21 protein-coding genes are annotated in these 18,498 nt (G+C 59.5%); 11 read left to right on the top strand and 10 right to left on the bottom strand.

Features of this window, described 5'->3' with window-relative positions; all coding sequences use genetic code 11:
- Positions 1-86 precede the first annotated feature (86 nt).
- From rimO to tsaA, 6 genes are all read left to right on the top strand, one after another.
- A complete protein-coding gene (gene rimO / locus AC3IT6_RS05895) occupies positions 87-1,424 on the top strand; it encodes a 30S ribosomal protein S12 methylthiotransferase RimO (protein ID WP_034146797.1) in 1,338 nt (445 codons plus the stop codon).
- A 112-nt stretch (positions 1,425-1,536) separates the two neighbouring features.
- A complete protein-coding gene (locus AC3IT6_RS05890; protein WP_489354592.1) occupies positions 1,537-2,010 on the top strand; it encodes an acetyltransferase in 474 nt (157 codons plus the stop codon).
- A 204-nt stretch (positions 2,011-2,214) separates the two neighbouring features.
- Positions 2,215-2,925, top strand: coding sequence for an rRNA pseudouridine synthase (locus AC3IT6_RS05885; RefSeq protein WP_150727653.1), 711 nt, complete (start codon positions 2,215-2,217; stop codon positions 2,923-2,925).
- A 75-nt stretch (positions 2,926-3,000) separates the two neighbouring features.
- Entirely contained in the window at positions 3,001-3,471 is a 471-nt protein-coding gene (locus AC3IT6_RS05880) for a YehS family protein (RefSeq protein ID WP_108216691.1), read from the top strand.
- Between the two features lie 136 nt (positions 3,472-3,607).
- Positions 3,608-4,378: an SDR family oxidoreductase gene (locus AC3IT6_RS05875; protein ID WP_489354591.1), complete on the top strand. Its 771-nt coding sequence runs from the start codon at positions 3,608-3,610 to the stop codon at positions 4,376-4,378.
- Positions 4,379-4,541: 163 nt separating this feature from the next.
- Entirely contained in the window at positions 4,542-5,249 is a 708-nt protein-coding gene (gene tsaA / locus AC3IT6_RS05870; protein ID WP_489354590.1) for a tRNA (N6-threonylcarbamoyladenosine(37)-N6)-methyltransferase TrmO, read from the top strand.
- 122 nt (positions 5,250-5,371) lie between these two features.
- On the opposite strand, the gene fpr is transcribed toward tsaA, so the two are convergent.
- On the bottom strand, positions 5,372-6,151 hold the full coding sequence (fpr, locus tag AC3IT6_RS05865; RefSeq protein ID WP_008054100.1) for a ferredoxin-NADP reductase: 780 nt from the start codon (positions 6,149-6,151) through the stop codon (positions 5,372-5,374).
- 148 nt (positions 6,152-6,299) lie between these two features.
- On the opposite strand from fpr, the gene AC3IT6_RS05860 reads away from it, so the two are divergent.
- On the top strand, positions 6,300-7,226 hold the full coding sequence (locus AC3IT6_RS05860) for a LysR family transcriptional regulator (protein ID WP_046041182.1): 927 nt from the start codon (positions 6,300-6,302) through the stop codon (positions 7,224-7,226).
- Here AC3IT6_RS05860 and AC3IT6_RS05855 read toward each other — a convergent pair.
- The 3 genes from AC3IT6_RS05855 to AC3IT6_RS05845 form a co-directional block, all read right to left on the bottom strand.
- Positions 7,223-7,585 carry a diacylglycerol kinase gene (locus AC3IT6_RS05855; protein ID WP_150754183.1) on the bottom strand — a complete coding sequence of 121 codons (363 nt, stop codon included), beginning with the start codon at positions 7,583-7,585 and terminating at the stop codon, positions 7,223-7,225. The two genes, AC3IT6_RS05860 and AC3IT6_RS05855, sit on opposite strands and share 4 nt — an antisense overlap.
- Positions 7,586-7,660: 75 nt before the next feature.
- Entirely contained in the window at positions 7,661-8,311 is a 651-nt protein-coding gene (gene erdR, locus AC3IT6_RS05850; protein ID WP_008054094.1) for a response regulator transcription factor ErdR, read from the bottom strand.
- 219 nt (positions 8,312-8,530) lie between these two features.
- On the bottom strand, positions 8,531-9,289 hold the full coding sequence (locus AC3IT6_RS05845) for a tRNA-uridine aminocarboxypropyltransferase (protein WP_223442813.1): 759 nt from the start codon (positions 9,287-9,289) through the stop codon (positions 8,531-8,533).
- A 188-nt stretch (positions 9,290-9,477) separates the two neighbouring features.
- On the opposite strand from AC3IT6_RS05845, the gene AC3IT6_RS05840 reads away from it, so the two are divergent.
- Positions 9,478-9,900, top strand: a complete 423-nt coding sequence (locus AC3IT6_RS05840; protein ID WP_150727660.1) for a quorum-sensing-regulated virulence factor family protein — start codon at positions 9,478-9,480, stop codon at positions 9,898-9,900.
- On the opposite strand, the gene AC3IT6_RS05835 is transcribed toward AC3IT6_RS05840, so the two are convergent.
- Positions 9,901-10,095: a hypothetical protein gene (locus tag AC3IT6_RS05835; RefSeq protein WP_150754186.1), complete on the bottom strand. Its 195-nt coding sequence runs from the start codon at positions 10,093-10,095 to the stop codon at positions 9,901-9,903. It abuts the gene before it with no gap.
- A 480-nt stretch (positions 10,096-10,575) separates the two neighbouring features.
- Here AC3IT6_RS05835 and AC3IT6_RS05830 point away from each other — a divergent pair, with 480 nt between their 5' ends.
- Positions 10,576-11,694 carry an LOG family protein gene (locus AC3IT6_RS05830; protein ID WP_223442807.1) on the top strand — a complete coding sequence of 373 codons (1,119 nt, stop codon included), beginning with the start codon at positions 10,576-10,578 and terminating at the stop codon, positions 11,692-11,694.
- Between the two features lie 45 nt (positions 11,695-11,739).
- Here the strand turns inward: AC3IT6_RS05830 and recX are convergent, their stop codons facing one another.
- From recX to AC3IT6_RS05805, 5 genes are all read right to left on the bottom strand, one after another.
- Positions 11,740-12,207, bottom strand: a complete 468-nt coding sequence (recX, locus tag AC3IT6_RS05825; protein ID WP_223442804.1) for a recombination regulator RecX — start codon at positions 12,205-12,207, stop codon at positions 11,740-11,742.
- Between the two features lie 8 nt (positions 12,208-12,215).
- Positions 12,216-13,274 (bottom strand): recombinase RecA, encoded by a 1,059-nt coding sequence (gene recA / locus AC3IT6_RS05820; RefSeq protein ID WP_223442801.1) that lies wholly within the window; start codon positions 13,272-13,274, stop codon positions 12,216-12,218.
- Between the two features lie 83 nt (positions 13,275-13,357).
- Positions 13,358-13,858: a CinA family protein gene (locus AC3IT6_RS05815; RefSeq protein ID WP_056722269.1), complete on the bottom strand. Its 501-nt coding sequence runs from the start codon at positions 13,856-13,858 to the stop codon at positions 13,358-13,360.
- A gap of 118 nt (positions 13,859-13,976) precedes the next feature.
- Positions 13,977-14,318: a phage holin family protein gene (locus AC3IT6_RS05810; RefSeq protein WP_489354589.1), complete on the bottom strand. Its 342-nt coding sequence runs from the start codon at positions 14,316-14,318 to the stop codon at positions 13,977-13,979.
- Positions 14,319-14,493: 175 nt separating this feature from the next.
- On the bottom strand, positions 14,494-15,228 hold the full coding sequence (locus AC3IT6_RS05805) for a LexA family transcriptional regulator (protein WP_150754274.1): 735 nt from the start codon (positions 15,226-15,228) through the stop codon (positions 14,494-14,496).
- Between the two features lie 207 nt (positions 15,229-15,435).
- On the opposite strand from AC3IT6_RS05805, the gene mutS reads away from it, so the two are divergent.
- Together mutS and fdxA are read left to right on the top strand one after the other, a co-directional pair.
- Positions 15,436-18,015, top strand: coding sequence for a DNA mismatch repair protein MutS (gene mutS, locus AC3IT6_RS05800; protein ID WP_477777451.1), 2,580 nt, complete (start codon positions 15,436-15,438; stop codon positions 18,013-18,015).
- Between the two features lie 142 nt (positions 18,016-18,157).
- Entirely contained in the window at positions 18,158-18,481 is a 324-nt protein-coding gene (gene fdxA, locus AC3IT6_RS05795; protein WP_150727667.1) for a ferredoxin FdxA, read from the top strand.
- Positions 18,482-18,498: the final 17 nt, after the last annotated feature.

Here is an 18,498-nt window from a genome sequence, read left to right as displayed (position 1 = left end):
CTTTTTGATCAGAGGCGCAGTTCAAGCGCCCGTCCGTCGGTTTTGCCCTGCCCGGCAAGCGGCGTCACAAAATACCGAGGTTAGACATGTCCACCACTCCTGCGCCGGCCAATCCAAAGGTTGGCTTCGTATCCCTGGGTTGCCCCAAAGCACTGGTCGACTCCGAGCGCATCCTTACCCAGCTGCGCATGGAAGGCTATGACGTCGTGTCCACCTATCAGGACGCCGATGTTGTAGTGGTCAATACCTGCGGCTTCATCGATTCGGCCAAGGCCGAGTCCCTGGAAGTGATCGGCGAAGCCATCAAGGAAAACGGCAAGGTCATCGTGACCGGCTGCATGGGCGTCGAAGAAGGCAACATTCGCAACGTACACCCGAGCGTGCTGGCCGTGACCGGTCCGCAGCAGTACGAGCAAGTGGTCAACGCCGTGCACGAAGTCGTGCCGCCACGCCAGGACCACAACCCGCTGATCGACCTGGTGCCGCCACAAGGCATCAAGCTGACCCCGCGCCACTACGCCTACCTGAAGATTTCCGAAGGCTGCAACCACAGCTGCAGCTTCTGCATCATCCCGTCTATGCGCGGCAAACTGGTCAGCCGTCCAGTGGGTGACGTGCTCGACGAGGCCCAGCGCCTGGTCAAGTCCGGCGTCAAAGAGCTGTTGGTGATCTCCCAAGACACCAGCGCCTACGGCGTCGACGTGAAATACCGCACCGGTTTCTGGAACGGCGCGCCGGTGAAAACCCGCATGACCGAACTCTGCGAAGCCCTGAGCACCCTCGGCGTCTGGGTTCGTCTGCACTACGTTTACCCGTACCCGCACGTTGACGAGCTGATCCCGCTGATGGCCGCCGGCAAGATCCTGCCGTACCTGGACATCCCGTTCCAGCACGCCAGCCCGAAAGTGCTGAAGTCGATGAAACGCCCGGCCTTCGAAGACAAGACCCTGGCACGGATCAAGAACTGGCGCGAAATCTGCCCGGACCTGATCATCCGTTCGACCTTCATCGTCGGCTTCCCGGGCGAGACCGAAGAAGACTTCCAGTACCTGCTGAACTGGCTGACCGAAGCCCAGCTCGACCGCGTCGGCTGCTTCCAGTACTCACCGGTAGAAGGCGCACCGGCCAATGACCTGGACCTGGAAGTCGTCCCGGACGACGTCAAGCAGGACCGTTGGGACCGCTTCATGGCGCACCAGCAGGCCATCAGCTCGGCGCGCCTGCAAATGCGCATTGGCCGTGAGATCGAAGTGCTGGTCGATGAAGTCGACGAGCAAGGCGCGGTCGGCCGCTGCTTCTTCGATGCCCCGGAAATCGACGGCAACGTATTCATCGACAACGGCAGCAACCTCAAGCCGGGCGACAAGGTCTGGTGCAAAGTGACCGACGCCGACGAATACGATCTGTGGGCTGAACAGATCTAAACGCAGAAAATACGCAAAGCCCCGCTCTCTTGACGAGATGCGGGGCTTTTTTACGGCTATCGTTTGCACATGGAAGGATTCCTATCAACCACTGCAAAAGGGGCAGACGGGCATGCGTCAGCATTCGGTCATCCACACGCCGAAACTCGGCGACTACGAAGAACTGACCCGGGTCTGGGAGGCCTCGGTACGTGCCACCCACGACTTTCTGCCAGACAGCTACATCGAACTGCTGAAAAACCTGGTGCTGACCCGCTACCTCGACTCGGTGATGCTGATCTGCACCAAGGATTCGAACCAGCGCATCACCGGGTTCGCCGGCGTCGCGGCCGGCAAGATCGAAATGCTCTTCATCGACCCGGACCATCGCGGCCAAGGCCTGGGCAAGAAATTGTTGCGCTATGCCCTGGAACACTTGAACGCCTGCGAACTGGACGTCAACGAACAGAACCCGCAAGCCCTCGGCTTTTACTTCAAGCAGGGCTTCGAGGTCATCGGTCGCTCGGAAGTCGATGGCATGGGCCAGCCGTATCCACTGCTGCACATGCGTATGCGCCAGAACCAGCAAAAATCGCGGCACGGATGACACAACACAGATCAAATGTGGGAGCGGGCTTGCTCCGGGCGGCGTTCCGACGAAGGCGGTGTGTCAGCCAACATACATGTTGAGGCTGATGGCCCTTTCGCGAGCAAGCCCGCTCCCACAAAAAACCTTACGGCGTAAATGGAACCGGGATTAACCGGCGCCAGGCAGGTACAATGCCCACCCCCTTTTTGTTACGGCCCTGACATGACTGACCCGATTCGTCTCTCCAAACGCCTCATCGAACTCGTCGGCTGTTCCCGTCGGGAGGCTGAGCTGTTCATCGAGGGCGGCTGGGTCACCGTCGACGGTGTGGTCATCGACGAGCCGCAATTCAAGGTCGACACCCAGAAAGTCGAGCTTGATCCCGAAGCCAAGGCCACTGCACCGGAACCGGTGACGCTGCTGCTGAATGTGCCAGCCGGCATGGACGCAGACACCGCCATGGCCACCCTCGGCGCCGAGACCCTGAGCGAAGAGCACCGTTACGGCAAGCGCCCTTTGCGCGGGCACTTCCTGCGCCTGACCGCCAGCACCGACCTGCAGGCCAACGCCAGTGGTCTGCTGGTGTTCACCCAGGACTGGAAAATCCTGCGCAAACTCACCGCCGACTCCAACAAGATCGAACAAGAGTATGTGGTCGAGGTTGAAGGCGAGATGGTGGCCCACGGCCTGAACCGCCTGAACCACGGCCTGACCTACAAGGGCAAGGAGTTGCCGGCGGTCAAGGCCAGCTGGCAGAACGAGAACCGCCTGCGCTTTGCCATGAAGAACCCGCAACCGGGCATCATCGCCCTGCTCTGCCAGGCGGTCGGCCTCAAGGTCATCGCCATCCGTCGCATCCGCATCGGCGGCGTGTCCATCGGCAAAGTGCCGCTGGGGCAATGGCGCTACCTGTCCGGCAAAGAGAAGTTCTAAGGCTTTTCTCGCCGCCACACATTTCGGCGCCGCGCCTGGCCGCGACGCCCACAGCTGAATATCAGGACTGCACACATGATTCATAACGACGTACTGCGCAGCGTGCGCTACATGCTCGACATCAGCGACAAGAAAGTCATCGAGATCATCAAGCTCGGCGGCATGAACGTGACCCTGCCGGACCTGCTGACCTACCTCGACAAGAAAGAGGAAGACGAGGAAGGTTTCGTACGCTGCCCGGACGAAGTCATGGCGCACTTCCTCGACGGCCTGGTGATCTTCAAACGCGGCAAGGACGAAAGCCGTCCGCCGCAGCCGATCGAAGTGCCGGTGACCAACAACATCATCCTGAAAAAACTGCGGGTGGCGTTCGAGCTGAAAGAAGACGACATGCACGCGATCCTCAAGGCCGCCGAGTTCCCGGTGTCCAAACCTGAGCTGAGCGCACTGTTCCGCAAATTCGGCCACACCAACTATCGCCCGTGCGGCGACCAGCTGCTGCGCAACTTCCTCAAGGGCCTGACCCTGCGCGTTCGCCCGCAGTAAACGCCCGCCGGCCTTGAACTGCATGCATGCAGTTCAAGGCCGGGCCATATGGCCCCTCATTCCGCGCAAAAATAGTGGCTCCGCTTCTGGCGGCTGACGACTAGGGTGTAAAGACCTCAGTTCTGAAGGATTCGCCATGCATCCCTACTTTTCCCTGCAAGGCCGCACCGCCCTGGTGACCGGCGGCACCCGTGGTATCGGCAAGATGATCGCCAAGGCCTACGTCGAGGCGGGCGCCACCGTGTACGTCTGCGCCCGCGACGTTGAAGCCTGCCTGCAAACCGCTGGCGAACTCGGAGCGCTTGGACGCTGCCACGCCATGGCGGCCAACCTCGCCACCGAAGAGGGCGTCCTGCAACTGGCCACCCGCCTGGGCGAGCAGATCACTCATCTGGACATTCTGGTGAACAATGCCGGCACCACCTGGGGCGCGCCGCTGGAGAGCTACCCGATCAAGGGCTGGGAGAAGGTCATGCAGCTCAACGTGACCTCGGTGTTCAACTGCATCCAGCAATTCCTGCCCCTGCTGCGCAAGGCCGGTTCCGAAGCGAATCCGGCGCGGATCATCAACATCGGATCGGTGGCCGGGATTTCCTCCTTCGGCGAACAGGCGTATGCCTACGGGCCGAGCAAGGCTGCGTTGCACCAACTGTCGAGGATTCTGGCGCGCGAACTGGTGAGCCAGCACATCAACGTCAACGTGATCGCCCCGGGGCGCTTTCCGAGCAAGATGACCCAGCACATTGGCAATGATGAACAGGCGCTGGCGCAGGATACGGCGTTGATCCCGATGAAGCGTTGGGGGCGCGAGGAAGAGATGGCGGCGCTGGCGATCAGTCTGGCCAGCACTGCCGGAGCCTATATGACCGGAAATATTATTCCTTTGGATGGCGGATTCAGTCTGTAGATCGGCGGTGCGGCCATCGCGGGCAAGCCCGCTCCCACAGGAATTGGGTAGACCACAAAACCTGTGGGAGCGGGCTTGCCCGCGAAGAGGCCGGAGCAGTCACCACCTGACTTGGGCTGGTCGGGTTATCATGCCCACCCTCTTCCCGCCTCGACCCCAAACCATGACCTACAGCGTTTCCCCCATCGGCTTCGTGCGCTCCTGCTTCAAGGAGAAGTTCGCCATTCCGCGCCAACCGCAACTGGCCCCGGCCGCCCGTGGCGTGCTGGAACTGGTGGCGCCGTTCGATCAAGGGGACGCAGTGCAGGGCCTGGAGCAGGTCAGCCACGTGTGGCTGCTGTTCCTGTTCCACCAGGCCCTGGAAGAAAAGCCTCGCCTGAAGGTCCGCCCTCCTCGCCTCGGCGGCAACAAATCCATGGGCGTGTTCGCCACCCGCGCCACCCACCGCCCCAATGCCATCGGGCAGTCGGTGGTGAAACTGGACAAGGTCGAAGCCGGCCGGCTGTGGATCTCGGGCATCGATCTGCTGGATGGCACGCCGATTCTCGATATCAAACCCTACGTGCCCTATGCCGACATCATCGATACCGCCGTCAACAGCATCGCCAGCGCTGCGCCGCAATTGATTCCTGTGCAGTGGACGGACACAGCGCTACAACAGGCTCACGAGCATGCCCAGCGCCTTGCAGAGCCTTTGGTCGAGTTGATCGAGCAATGCCTGGCGCAAGATCCGCGCCCGGCCTATCAAACGCCTGCACCCGAGCGGGAGTACGGCGCGCAGTTCTGGGATGTCGATGTGCGTTGGCATTACCCCGAAGCCGGGGTTATTCGCGTTCTCGAAGTCATTCCCGCAAACATCTCAACACAATAAACAACTGTGGGAGCGGGCTTGCTCGCGAAGGCGGTGTGTCGGTCGACATTAACGTTGACTGACACACCGCCTTCGCGAGCAAGCCCGCTCCCACAGGGAAAGCAGAACCGTTGAGTGGTTGCTTACTTCTCGACGAACGCACGCTCGATCAGGTAATCACCCGGCTCGCGCATCCGCGGCGAAACCTTCAGGCCGAAGCTGTTCAGCACTTCGCTGGTCTCGTCGAGCATGCTCGGGCTGCCGCACAGCATGGCGCGGTCGTCCTGCGGGTTGATCGGTGGCAGACCGATGTCGCTGAACAGCTTGCCGCTGCGCATCAGGTCGGTCAGGCGACCTTCGTTCTCGAACGGCTCGCGGGTCACGGTCGGGTAGTAGATCAACTTGTCACGCAGCGCGTCACCGAAGAATTCGTTCTGCGGCAGGTGCTCGGTGATGAACTCGCGGTAAGCGACTTCGTTGACGTAACGCACGCCGTGGCACAGGATCACTTTTTCGAAACGCTCGTAGGTTTCCGGGTCCTGGATGACGCTCATGAACGGCGCCAGGCCGGTACCGGTGCTGAGCAGGTACAAATGTTTGCCAGGCTTCAAGTCATCCAGTACCAGCGTGCCGGTAGGCTTCTTGCTGATGATGATCTCGTCGCCTTCCTTCAGATGCTGCAACTGCGAAGTCAGCGGACCATCAGGCACCTTGATGCTGAAGAACTCGAGATGCTCTTCCCAGTTCGGGCTGGCAATCGAGTAAGCGCGCATAAGCGGGCGGCCGTTGGGCTGTTGCAGGCCGATCATCACGAACTGACCGTTCTCGAAGCGCAGGCCCGGATCACGGGTGCACTTGAAGCTGAACAGAGTGTCGTTCCAGTGGTGAACACTGAGGACACGCTCGTGGTTCATGTTGCTCATGTACGTGGGACTCCTGGAGATTTGTCTGCGCGTGTTCGGCGCCTGCTCTGCAAAAAAAGCCAGCTCTGCGCAATTGCATCGCATTCTAAAGGCAGAGACAATATCTGTTAAATGGATTATTAAGATAAGGGTTATCGGTTATATCGATATGCGATTTACTCTCCGTCAACTTCAAGTATTCGTCGCCGTCGCCCAGCAGGAAAGTGTGTCCCGCGCCGCGGGCCTGCTCAACCTCTCGCAATCGGCGGCGAGCACCTCGATCACCGAACTGGAGCGCCAGTGCAGCTGCCAGTTGTTCGACCGTGCCGGCAAACGGTTGAGTCTGAACGCCCTCGGTAAACAACTGTTGCCGCAAGCGGTGGCGCTGCTGGACCAGGCCAAGGAAATCGAAGACCTGCTCAACGGCAAGTCCGGTTTCGGCTCGCTGGCCGTGGGCGCGACCCTGACCATCGGCAACTACCTGGCCACATTGTTGATCGGCAGCTTCATGCAGCGCCACCCGGAAAGCCAGGTGAAGCTGCATGTGCAGAACACTGCCAATATCGTGCAACAAGTGGCCCACTATGAAATTGATCTGGGTCTAATCGAAGGCGACTGCAGCCACCCGGACATCGAAGTGCAAAGCTGGGTCGAGGACGAATTGGTGGTGTTTTGCGCCCCTCAGCATCCGTTGGCCAAGCGTGGCACAGCCACCATGGACGAGTTGAGCCACGAAGCCTGGATCTTGCGCGAACAGGGTTCAGGCACGCGGTTGACCTTCGATCAAGCCATGCGCCATCACCGCACTTCGTTAAACATCCGCCTCGAGCTTGAGCACACCGAAGCGATCAAACGCGCTGTGGAGTCTGGTTTGGGGATTGGTTGCATTTCCAGGCTGGCTTTGCGCGACGCATTCCGCCGCGGCAGCCTGGTGCCTGTCGAGACGCCGGATCTGGATCTGGCGCGACAGTTCTATTTCATCTGGCATAAACAGAAATATCAGACCTCGGCGATGCGCGAGTTCCTCGATCTGTGCCGCGCCTTCACCGCCGGGGTCCAGCGCAGCGACGAGATCGTGCTGCCGACGATCGCCTAGAGCAAAATCACCGCCCACACCAGGGCAATCATGCTCAATGCCACGGCCTGGGCGGCACTGCCCATGTCCTTGGCATTCTTGGACAGCGGGTGCCGCTCAAGGGAAATGCGGTCGATGGCCGCTTCCACGGCCGAGTTGAGCAACTCGACGATCAACGCCAGCAGGCATACCGCGATCAACAACGCCCGTTCGACCCGGCTGACATTCAGGAAGAACGACAAAGGAATCAGGATGACGTTGAGCAACACCAATTGCCGAAAGGCGGCTTCACCGGTGAAGGCTGCACGCAGGCCGTCCAGCGAATAACCGGAAGCATTGAGAATACGTTTCAGGCCGGTCTGGCCTTTGAAAGGTGACATAGAGTGGGCAACTGACAAAAAAGAAGTGGGAAAGCTAGTTCAACCAAAGTCAAAAAAGCGTGAATTTGCCAGCCTTTAATGGCTGGAAATTGACTCAAGTTGTTGCAAGAGCAGCGCAGCCTGGGTCCGGGTCCGCACATTCAGTTTACGGAAAATCGCGGTCACGTGCGCCTTGATAGTCGCCTCGGAAACACTGAGCTCGTAGGCGATCTGCTTGTTCAGCAAGCCTTCGCAGACCATCGTCAGCACGCGGAATTGTTGCGGGGTGAGGCTGGCAAGACCTTCGCTGGCCGCCTTGGCCTCATCCGAGACGCTGACCGCTTCGAACGCCTGCGGCGGCCAGAACACGTCGCCATCGAGAACCGCACGCACAGCTTTCTGGATCACACTCAAGTCGCTGGATTTGGGAATGAAGCCACTGGCGCCGAATTCACGAGACTTGACCATGATGGTCGGCTCTTCCTGGGCCGAGACCATGACCACCGGAATCTGCGGATACTGCCCGCGCAGCAGGACCAGTCCGGAAAAACCGTAGGCCCCCGGCATGTTCAGGTCCAGCAGCACCAGATCCCAGTCGGACTTTTCCGTCAGGCGGACTTCCAGTTCGGCGATGCTCGCCACTTCCACCAGACGGACGTCCGGGCCAAGGCCCAGGGTCAGCGCTTGATGCAAGGCACTACGAAAAAGTGGGTGGTCATCGGCAATCAGGATTTCGTATGTGGCCATTTTTCAAATGATCCTGTTTTTTCATGGGCCGCCCGATGCATTCGGACCTCGCCAAAGCAAGTCAAGACACAGCCACGGAGCTGCACTGACAAGGCACGCTCAACGCAAAAAACGGCGTCGAAAATTCCGGCCGCACCCTAATCGGCGCCAAGCATGCCCAGCGAAGCCGGGGTGGTCAAGCAGCATGGCCGGTACACTTTATTGCAGTATGCGCGACAATCAGTCCATCAATGGGGTGACCGACCGGACATAGGGCATCAACTCGGCGTGCGCCGGGGTCGAAACGTTCATGTCCAACTGGTGTTTGGCGTCGAGGTAATGCTGGCTGAACACATCGAAATAGGCATCCAGCGCCGATGCTGCGGCGACATCGCCTGCAAGGTCGAGGCACAGCGCCGCCACTTCCGCCGTACACAGATGCTCGCTGCGGGTCGAGCGGCGCAACCGGTAGCGGGAGAGTTTCTCCGGCAGCAGGCTGAGGATCGGCAGTCGGTCGAAATAGGGGCTCTTGCGAAAGATCTTTCGCGCTTCTGTCCAGGTCGCATCCAACAGAATGAACAGCGGGCGCTTCGTGCCATCGACGTCCACGCTGTTTGTCACGCGCTCAGGTTCGACGTACTCACCCGGAAACACCAGGTAAGGCTGCCATTGCGGGTCGGACAACAGCGCCAGCAACTTCGGATCGATCTCGGTACGGGACCAGATGAAGGCATGGTTGTCAGGCACCACGTCGGCGATCAGCCAACCGGTGTTGCTCGGTTTGAACACTTCCTTGTTGGTCATGATCAGGCACACGCCGGAGCGGGTAGCGACCTGCGGACGCCATGCGCACAGGCAATGGCTCTCGATCACCCGGCAGTCACGGCAGCGCGGTGCGCGCCAGCCGCGGGCCTGAATCGGCTTGATGCCTTCCTCCTCGCGCTGATCGCGCAAGCGGGCTACGGCATTCAAGGCAAAGCGCGCAGGGGTATGACTCATGGCGGGCAACGCCCACAGAGAAGGGAAATCGACACGAAAAACACTCGACAGGGTAAAAAGTGCCAGCAGTTTACCAGAGCGCCCGGCGCAAGCCTGTACCGTCCAGCCTGCCTCCCCTATAATTCGCCGCCACTGAACGCACAGTCACGTGACGGGTCCAACCCCCATCACTGAACCAGGAGAGTTTCATGCTGCGCCTTATCGTTCCTACCGCGGCCATTTTGCTGGCGTCGTCCTTCAACGCTCAGGCTGCGTCCTTGAAAGACACGGAACTGAGCAAAATGCTGCAAAACGTCGCCACCCAGAGCAGCGTCGGCACTCCACGAGCGATCAACGAAGACATACTCGATCAAGGCTACACCGTTGAAGGCAAACAGCTGATCAACCATCTGAGCGTGCAGAGCAGCCACGCCGACAAGATGCGTGCAGACCCGAAAGCCGTGTACTTCCAGCTGGGAGCTTCTGTCTGCAGGAACGAAGGGTTTCGCAAGCTGATGGCCAAGGGCGCGATCATGCGTTACGACTTCACCGAGGTGAAGACCAACCGCCCGGTCGGCTCCGCGAGCTTCCAGGAATCGGATTGCCTGCAACCGGCGAAGAAGAAAAAGTAATCACCGGGTATTGGCGCGTCGTTGTTCATCTTCGGCGCGCAATTCCGCCAGCAGCGCCTGCAAGTAATGCGAACGACGTTCGCCACCGCGCAAACGTCGGCAGCACTCCTCTTCGAGACTTAACTGATGGGTCTCGGCTGATGCCTTCAGCAATCGATACAGTTGCGTATCGATCTCCAGAACGACTCTGGTCATGGTTTCCCGCCTCCCTGCACTTCACTCATGTTTGAGCGATAAATCCTTGAACCGCTTGTACCGTGCGCCCTGCCGTTGACGCAAAGCTGTCGTGTGACACCTGTAACTTAGTAAATCAGAGTGCCGCACATGCGACGTACGTTCAGACGAGCGGTGAAAGCACCTTGCAAATCGTCAATAAGCGGTTGCCAGGAAAGACTTTGTGGCGCAATGATCAAGACAGCGCAAATCACTGTAAAGGTCTAGATTTCAGGGTATCCACGTTCACTCTTTCAGGCTGGAAAGGGGCTGGCCGTCGCTTGTCGTGTTGTGCGAACGTTTCTTTCATCCAAGGGAAAACAGAGCCTGTTTGGATGATCCGATACCTTTCGGGTCAAGTAGATCGCCCAGGCATGGGCCTGGGCAGACAGCGACACATGAAGTGTCGTGGCACCGACGTACGTTGTCGGGCCGAGGGTTCTGTGCAGAAGGAGAAGTTGAATGCCTTACCAACCGAATGACCTCCTGAGCCGTCATTTTGAAGAAAGCGGCCATGACCTCATCAGCAAGGTCGAAGAACAGCTCAAGCTGATTTCACCCAACAGCCCGAACACCCCGATCTACCGCGACATGATCCTGACCGTGCTGCGCATGGCCCAGGAAGACCACAACCGTTGGAATGCCAAAATCACCCTGCAAGCCCTGCGCGAACTGGAACAGGCTTTCCGCGTACTCGAACAATTCAAGGGGCGGCGCAAGGTCACGGTATTCGGCTCGGCCCGTACGCCCATGGAACATCCGCTCTACAGCATGGCCCGGGAACTCGGCGCCGCTCTGACGCGCTCGGACATGATGGTCATTACCGGCGCCGGTGGCGGCATCATGGCCGCCGCGCATGAAGGCGCCGGCCTGACACACAGCCTGGGTTTCAACATCACCCTGCCCTTCGAACAGCATGCCAACCCCACTGTCGACGGCACGACCAACCTGCTGCCCTTCCACTTTTTCTTCACCCGCAAGCTGTTCTTCGTCAAGGAAGCCGACGCCCTGGTGCTGTGCCCGGGTGGCTTCGGTACGCTGGATGAGGCGCTGGAAGTGCTGACGTTGATCCAGACCGGCAAGAGTCCATTGGTGCCCGTGGTGCTGCTCGACGCACCGGGTGGCAAATTCTGGCAAGGCGCACTGGACTTCATTCACCAGCAACTGGAAGAAAACCACTACATCCTGCCCACTGATATGAAGCTGGTGAAACTGGTCTACAACGTCGAAGAAGCGGTAGAGCACATCAACCAGTTCTACAGTAACTTCCACTCCAGTCGCTGGCTCAAGCACCAGTTCCTGATTCGCATGAATCACACACTCAGCGACCACGCACTCGAACACATGCAGGAGGCTTTCGCCGACCTGTGCCTGAGCGATCATTTCCATCAGCACACTTACAGCGGCGAGGAACACGACGAAGCCGAGTTCAGCCATCTGGCGCGACTGGTCTTCAACTTCAACGCCCGCAATCATGGCCGCTTGCGCGAGCTTGTGGACTACATCAACCTGCCGGAAAACTGGGCACAATCAAAACCCCAGGTACAACAACGCACCCGGGAGCCGTCAAAGGTTTCGTGAGGCATAAAAAAACGGCCCGCTATCGAAATAGCAGGCCGTTTCAGTTCAATCGTCCATCCCTCGACCGCTGAACAGGCGGTTGATCATTTCCATGGAGTATCCCCGATACGCCAGGAACCTGCCTTGCCTGGCTCGCTCCCGGGCGTCTGCCGGCAATTGTCCGGAGAACTTGCGCCGCCAGGTATCGATCAATTGCTCCTGCCAGTCGATACCGCTCTCTCGCAGGGCAAGTTCAATATCGGTGCGCTGCAGACCACGCTGGCCCAACTCTTCACGAATGCGTAAAGGGCCATAACCGGAACGGGCACGGTAGGAAACAAAACTTTCGAGGTAACGGGTTTCGGACAACAACCCCTCTTCCGTCAACCGGTCGAGTGCTGTTTCGATCATTTCGGGGATGGCGCCGCGCTGACGCAGTTTACGCGTCAGCTCGACACGACCGTGCTCGCGCCGTGCGAGCAGGTCCATTGCGGTTCGCCGCACCGCGACGAGTGTATCGAGTACGGCGGTCATCGCTTCGATCAGATATCAGCGTCAGCCAGGTCGTCTTCGGTCTCTTTGACCGCAGAAGCTTTGGCGTCCGCAACCGATGCAGGCGACAGCAGCTTATCACGCAGTTGCTTCTCCAGCTTTGCCGCGACTTCCGGGTTGTCTGCCAGGAACTTGGCCGAGTTGGCCTTGCCCTGACCGATCTTGGTGCCTTCATAGGCATACCAGGCGCCGGACTTCTCGACGAAACCGTGCAGAACACCCAGGTCGATCATCTCGCCGTTGAGGTAGATGCCCTTGCCGTAAAGAATCTGGAACTCGGCCTGGCGGAACGGCGAGGCTACCTTGTTCTTCACAACCTTGACGCGGGTTTCGCTACCGACGACTTCATCACCATCTTTCACCGCGCCGGTACGACGGATGTCCAGACGAACCGATGCGTAGAACTTCAGTGCGTTACCACCGGTGGTGGTTTCCGGGCTACCGAACATCACGCCGATTTTCATACGGATCTGGTTGATGAAGATCACCAGGCAGTTGGCGTTCTTGATGTTACCGGTGATTTTACGCAGCGCCTGGGACATCAGACGGGCTTGCAGACCCACGTGCATGTCACCCATTTCGCCTTCGATTTCAGCCTTTGGCACCAGGGCGGCCACGGAGTCGACGATGATCACGTCAACCGCGTTGGAACGCACCAGCATGTCGGTGATTTCCAGGGCCTGCTCGCCGGTGTCCGGCTGGGAAACCAGCAGGTCGTCGACGTTGACGCCCAGCTTGCCGGCGTACTCAGGGTCGAGGGCGTGCTCGGCGTCGACGAATGCGCAGGTCGCGCCGGCTTTTTGAGCCTGGGCGATCACAGACAAGGTCAGCGTGGTTTTACCGGAAGATTCAGGACCGTAGATTTCAACGATACGGCCTTTTGGCAGACCGCCGATGCCGAGAGCGATGTCCAGCCCCAGAGAGCCAGTGGAGATGGCCGGGATCGCCTGACGGTCCTGATCGCCCATACGCATTACGGCACCCTTGCCGAATTGACGTTCGATCTGACCCAGGGCCGCAGCCAAGGCTTTCTTCTTGTTGTCGTCCATTAAAGTCCTCACGTAATCAATAAGGCCTGACGGCCAACACCTGTATAAGTAGCCAGTATTATTCCACAGCGTTTCCGGATCGCCTACCCCTGATTTGAGATTTCTGCCGCGGCATACCGCAGCAGCCCCTCTAGCGCGGCCTTCACCGTTTGTCGGCGGACGTCGTCGCGATTACCCGGGAAGTGCTGCCGCTCGCAGAACACCTGATCTCCGACGCCCCAGGCCAGCCACACCGTGCCAACCGGCTTGTTCGCCGTTCCACCATCCGGACCGGCGATACCACTGACCGCCACGGAGAAATACGCGCTATTTTTCTTCTGCGCCCCCCGGACCATGGCCTCGACCACCTCGCGGCTGACCGCGCCCACGGTGGTGAACAACTCCACCGGGACATCCAGTTGCAGGGTTTTCTGCCGGTTGGAGTAGGTGACATAACCGGCCTCGAACCAGGCCGAACTCCCGGGGATACGGGTGATAGCCTCGGCGATGCCTCCGCCGGTGCAGGACTCCGCCGTGGTGACGTGGGCATTGAGAACCTGCAGGCGTCTGCCGAGTTCGGCGGCGAGCTGGGTGATTTCGTTCACGGTCATCTCCTGATCGGGCGGGATGAGGTTAACCGTACACGAGCAGACCGCACTTGCAAGCGACGGGACCGATCAAAATGTAAAGAACCAGAGGCTCTGGAAAAGGCCTGTCGGGGAATCAATCTTCGACGTCACCGGACGGAAGATGTCCGCCCCCCATACGCTTGGCCACCCAACGCTCATACAACCCTAGAACCACGTCTGTCCCGGCCATCGCCGCTAAACAACCACCCGCACAGGCAGCCCAGATGGAAACATTGGCGGCGTGCAGCAGCATGATGACCGAGACGCCGCAGATCATGCTGGAGCCAGACCGCAGGCTCAGGCGCCGGACAAGGGGCCAGCCACGAACGCCCTCTTTATCGGCACGCCACATTTCACCGGCAACACCACCGAGTATTGGCAGGCTGATGACCAGCCACAAAGGCATGTCCAGCAACGCATATTGCTCAGCGGTCATTTCATGCCTCCTTTGAGTGAACGGTCATTCCGTGTTCTTGAATAGATAGGCAACAAGACTATGCATTTATGCATATTAAGTCAATGCGCAAACGCATACAAGAAGACAATCCGATGCTTTCAGCACACGAAAAAAACCCGCTCGGGAAGCGGGTTTTATCTGAACGCAGGGGGTGTTAGCGGGCGTACATGCCCCACCAGAAGACATGTCCGAGGATAACAATCGGCTCCTCCTGGATTTCCTGAAAGGTGTAATCTTCGTCTGGATGTTCGTCACGATTGAAGCTGCGCAGACGGATTCCGGTCGGCAGACGATAAAGCTGCTTCACCCGTAGTTGGCCGTTGTGATTGATTGCATAAAGGTCGCCGTCAACGATATCGCCAATGCCGCACTTGCCGGCATTGACCCCGACCGTGGCGCCGTCGCGCAGCACCGGCAACATGCTGTTGCCCCGCACTGTCACGCATTTGGCCTGGTCGAACTGCACGCCGTTATGGCGCAAGCTTCGTTTGCCGAAGCGCAGGCTGGAGCGCTCGCTCTCCTCGATGACGAATCTTCCTGATCCCGCGGCCAATTCAACCTCGCGAAGAAAGGGAACCGACACCTCGTCGTCATCGACAGGGGTATCGTCGTCCCACAGACTTATATCCTTGAGTTCCGAATGCACAGGAGTGCGCCCGGCATTAGCGGCAGACGCGACGTCCGCGCGACCTCGCAACTGGTCGGTACTCACGGAAAAATAGTCGGCAATTTTCGAAATGTGCCTATCCGAAGGATCGACGATTTTCCCGCTGAGAATGCGCGAGAGCGTGGATTGAGGCACGCCGGTTCGACGGTGAAGCTCCGTGGGGGAGATCCCGTGCTGATCGAGCAATGCTCTTAATACGGTAGATACGTTGCGTTTTTGCATAACGCGCATAGTGCTTGCTCTTCTCGAAGAAGACAATGCTGATTTGCATAACCCATGCATATCCAGATTTTAAATGGCAAAGGAGTCACCCGGCCGTGATGCCTGCGTCGGGTAGACCGCCCATGGTAACCTTGCGCCCATCGCGGAAAAGCCCGGCCGTTGCCCCGCTTTTGCCCCATCTCTTTCAACGAGCGTCCTGACAATCCGATGAATAAAGCCGTCTCCGACCTGTCCTCCCACACCCCGATGATGCAGCAGTACTGGCGCCTGAAAAACCAGCACCCGGACCAGCTGATGTTCTACCGCATGGGCGACTTCTACGAGATCTTCTATGAAGACGCGAAGAAAGCCGCCAAGTTGCTGGACATCACCCTGACGGCCCGCGGGCAGTCGGCCGGGCAGGCGATTCCGATGTGCGGGATTCCTTACCATGCCGCCGAGGGTTACCTGGCAAAACTGGTGAAGCTTGGCGAATCGGTGGTGATCTGCGAGCAGGTCGGCGACCCGGCGACCAGCAAAGGGCCGGTGGAGCGTCAGGTCGTGCGCATCATCACACCGGGGACGGTGAGTGACGAGGCGCTGCTCGACGAGCGTCGGGACAACCTGATCGCCGCCGTCCTGGGTGATGAGCGCCTGTTCGGCCTGGCGGTGCTGGACATCACCAGTGGCAACTTCAGCGTGCTGGAAATCAAGGGTTGGGAAAATCTGCTGGCGGAGCTGGAGCGGGTCAACCCGGTAGAACTGCTGATTCCGGATGACTGGCCCAAAGACTTGCCGGCGGAAAAACGCCGTGGTGTGCGTCGTCGTGCGCCGTGGGACTTCGAGCGCGATTCGGCGCTCAAAAGCCTGTGCCAGCAATTCTCGACCCAGGATCTCAAGGGCTTTGGCTGCGAAAACCTGACCCTGGCGATCGGCGCCGCCGGTTGCCTGCTGGCCTACGCCAAGGAAACCCAGCGCACCGCCCTGCCCCATTTGCGCAGCCTGCGTCATGAGCGCCTGGACGACACCGTAGTGCTCGATGGCGCCAGCCGTCGTAACCTGGAGCTCGACACCAACCTGGCCGGCGGCCGCGACAATACCCTGCAATCGGTGGTGGACCGCTGCCAGACCGCCATGGGCAGCCGTCTGCTGACCCGCTGGCTGAATCGCCCATTACGCGATTTGACGGTGCTGTTGGCGCGTCAGACCTCGATCACCTGCCTGCTCGACGGTTACCGCTTCGAAAGGCTGCAACCGCAGCTCAAGGAAATCGGTGACATCGAACGGATTCTTGCGCGGATCGGCCTGCGCAATGCCCGCCCGCGCGACCTCGCCCGTTTGCGTGACGCCCTCGGCGCACTACCGGAACTGCAAGTGGCAATGACGGAGCTCGAAGCCCCGCACCTGCAACAACTCGCCACCATCACCAGCACCTACCCGGAACTGGCGGCACTGTTGGAAAAAGCTATCATCGACAACCCGCCCGCAGTCATTCGTGACGGCGGCGTGCTGAAAACCGGCTACGACAGCGAACTCGACGAACTGCAGTCGCTCAGCGAAAACGCGGGGCAATTCTTGATCGACCTCGAGGCACGGGAAAAGGCCCGCACCGGCCTGTCGCACCTGAAGGTCGGTTACAACCGCATCCACGGCTACTTCATCGAGCTGCCAAGCAAGCAGGCGGAATCGGCACCGGCCGACTATATTCGCCGCCAGACGCTCAAAGGCGCCGAGCGTTTCATTACGCCGGAACTCAAGGCGTTCGAAGACAAGGCACTGTCAGCCAAGAGCCGCGCTCTGGCCCGCGAGAAGATGCTGTACGAAGCGCTGCTCGAAGACCTGATCTCCCAATTGCCACCCTTGCAGGACACCGCTGGCGCCCTGGCCGAGCTGGACGTCTTGAGCAACCTTGCCGAACGCGCGCTGAACCTCGACCTGAACTGCCCTCGCTTCGTCAGTGAGCCGTGCATGCGCATCACCCAGGGTCGTCACCCGGTGGTCGAACAAGTGCTGACCACGCCGTTCGTGGCCAACGACCTGAGCCTTGATGACAACACCCGCATGCTGGTGATCACCGGTCCGAACATGGGCGGTAAATCCACCTACATGCGTCAGACCGCCTTGATCGTGCTCCTGGCGCACATCGGCAGCTTCGTGCCGGCAGCCAGTTGCGAACTGTCGCTGGTCGACCGCATCTTCACCCGGATCGGCTCCAGTGATGACCTGGCCGGCGGACGTTCGACCTTCATGGTGGAAATGAGCGAAACCGCAAACATCCTGCACAACGCCACCGAGCGCAGCCTGGTGCTGATGGACGAAGTCGGACGCGGCACCAGCACCTTCGACGGTCTGTCCCTGGCATGGGCGGCGGCCGAGCGCCTGGCGCATCTGCGTGCCTACACGCTGTTCGCCACCCACTACTTTGAACTGACCGTCCTGCCGGAAGCACAACCGCTGGTGGCCAACGTGCACCTCAATGCCACTGAGCACAACGAGCGCATCGTGTTCCTGCACCACGTGCTGCCCGGGCCGGCCAGCCAGAGTTATGGCCTGGCCGTTGCGCAGCTGGCAGGCGTACCGAGTGAAGTCATCACGCGCGCTCGCGAGCATTTGAGCCGCCTGGAAGACACCGCCCTGCCCCATGAAACACCTGCACCGGCCAAAGGCAAACCGGCCGCACCGCTGCAAAGCGACCTGTTCGCCAGCCTGCCGCATCCGGTGCTGGATGACCTGGCCAAGCTCGATCTGGACGACATGACGCCACGTCGTGCTCTCGAAATGCTCTATACACTAAAGACACGGATCTAACGCAGCGGCTTGCAAGCTGTTAGAATCTCGCGCGGTTTGGGATGCTGCTGGCTAATAGCCTGGCCAGCAGACTATCGCTCCCGAACCTGGCGACCCCTACGAGAAGGGGCGCAGCAAGCCGCGCCTGAGGAGAAAATTAGAAATGACCTTCGTCGTCACCGACAACTGCATCAAGTGCAAGTACACCGACTGCGTAGAAGTCTGTCCGGTGGACTGCTTTTACGAAGGCCCGAATTTCCTGGTGATTCACCCGGATGAGTGCATCGATTGCGCGCTGTGCGAACCTGAATGCCCTGCCGTGGCTATCTTCTCCGAAGATGAGGTTCCGGCCGGCATGGAAAACTTCATCGAGCTGAACGCTGAGTTGGCCGATATCTGGCCAAACATCACCGAGAAGAAAGATTCGATGCCCGACGCTGAAGAGTGGGATGGCAAGAAAGGCAAGATCGCAGACCTCGAACGCTGATTACCCCCGCGTTCGCG

The sequence above is a fragment of the Pseudomonas sp. KH_017 genome (assembly GCF_057840285.1).
This window is presented reverse-complemented; position numbering and strand designations above follow the sequence as displayed.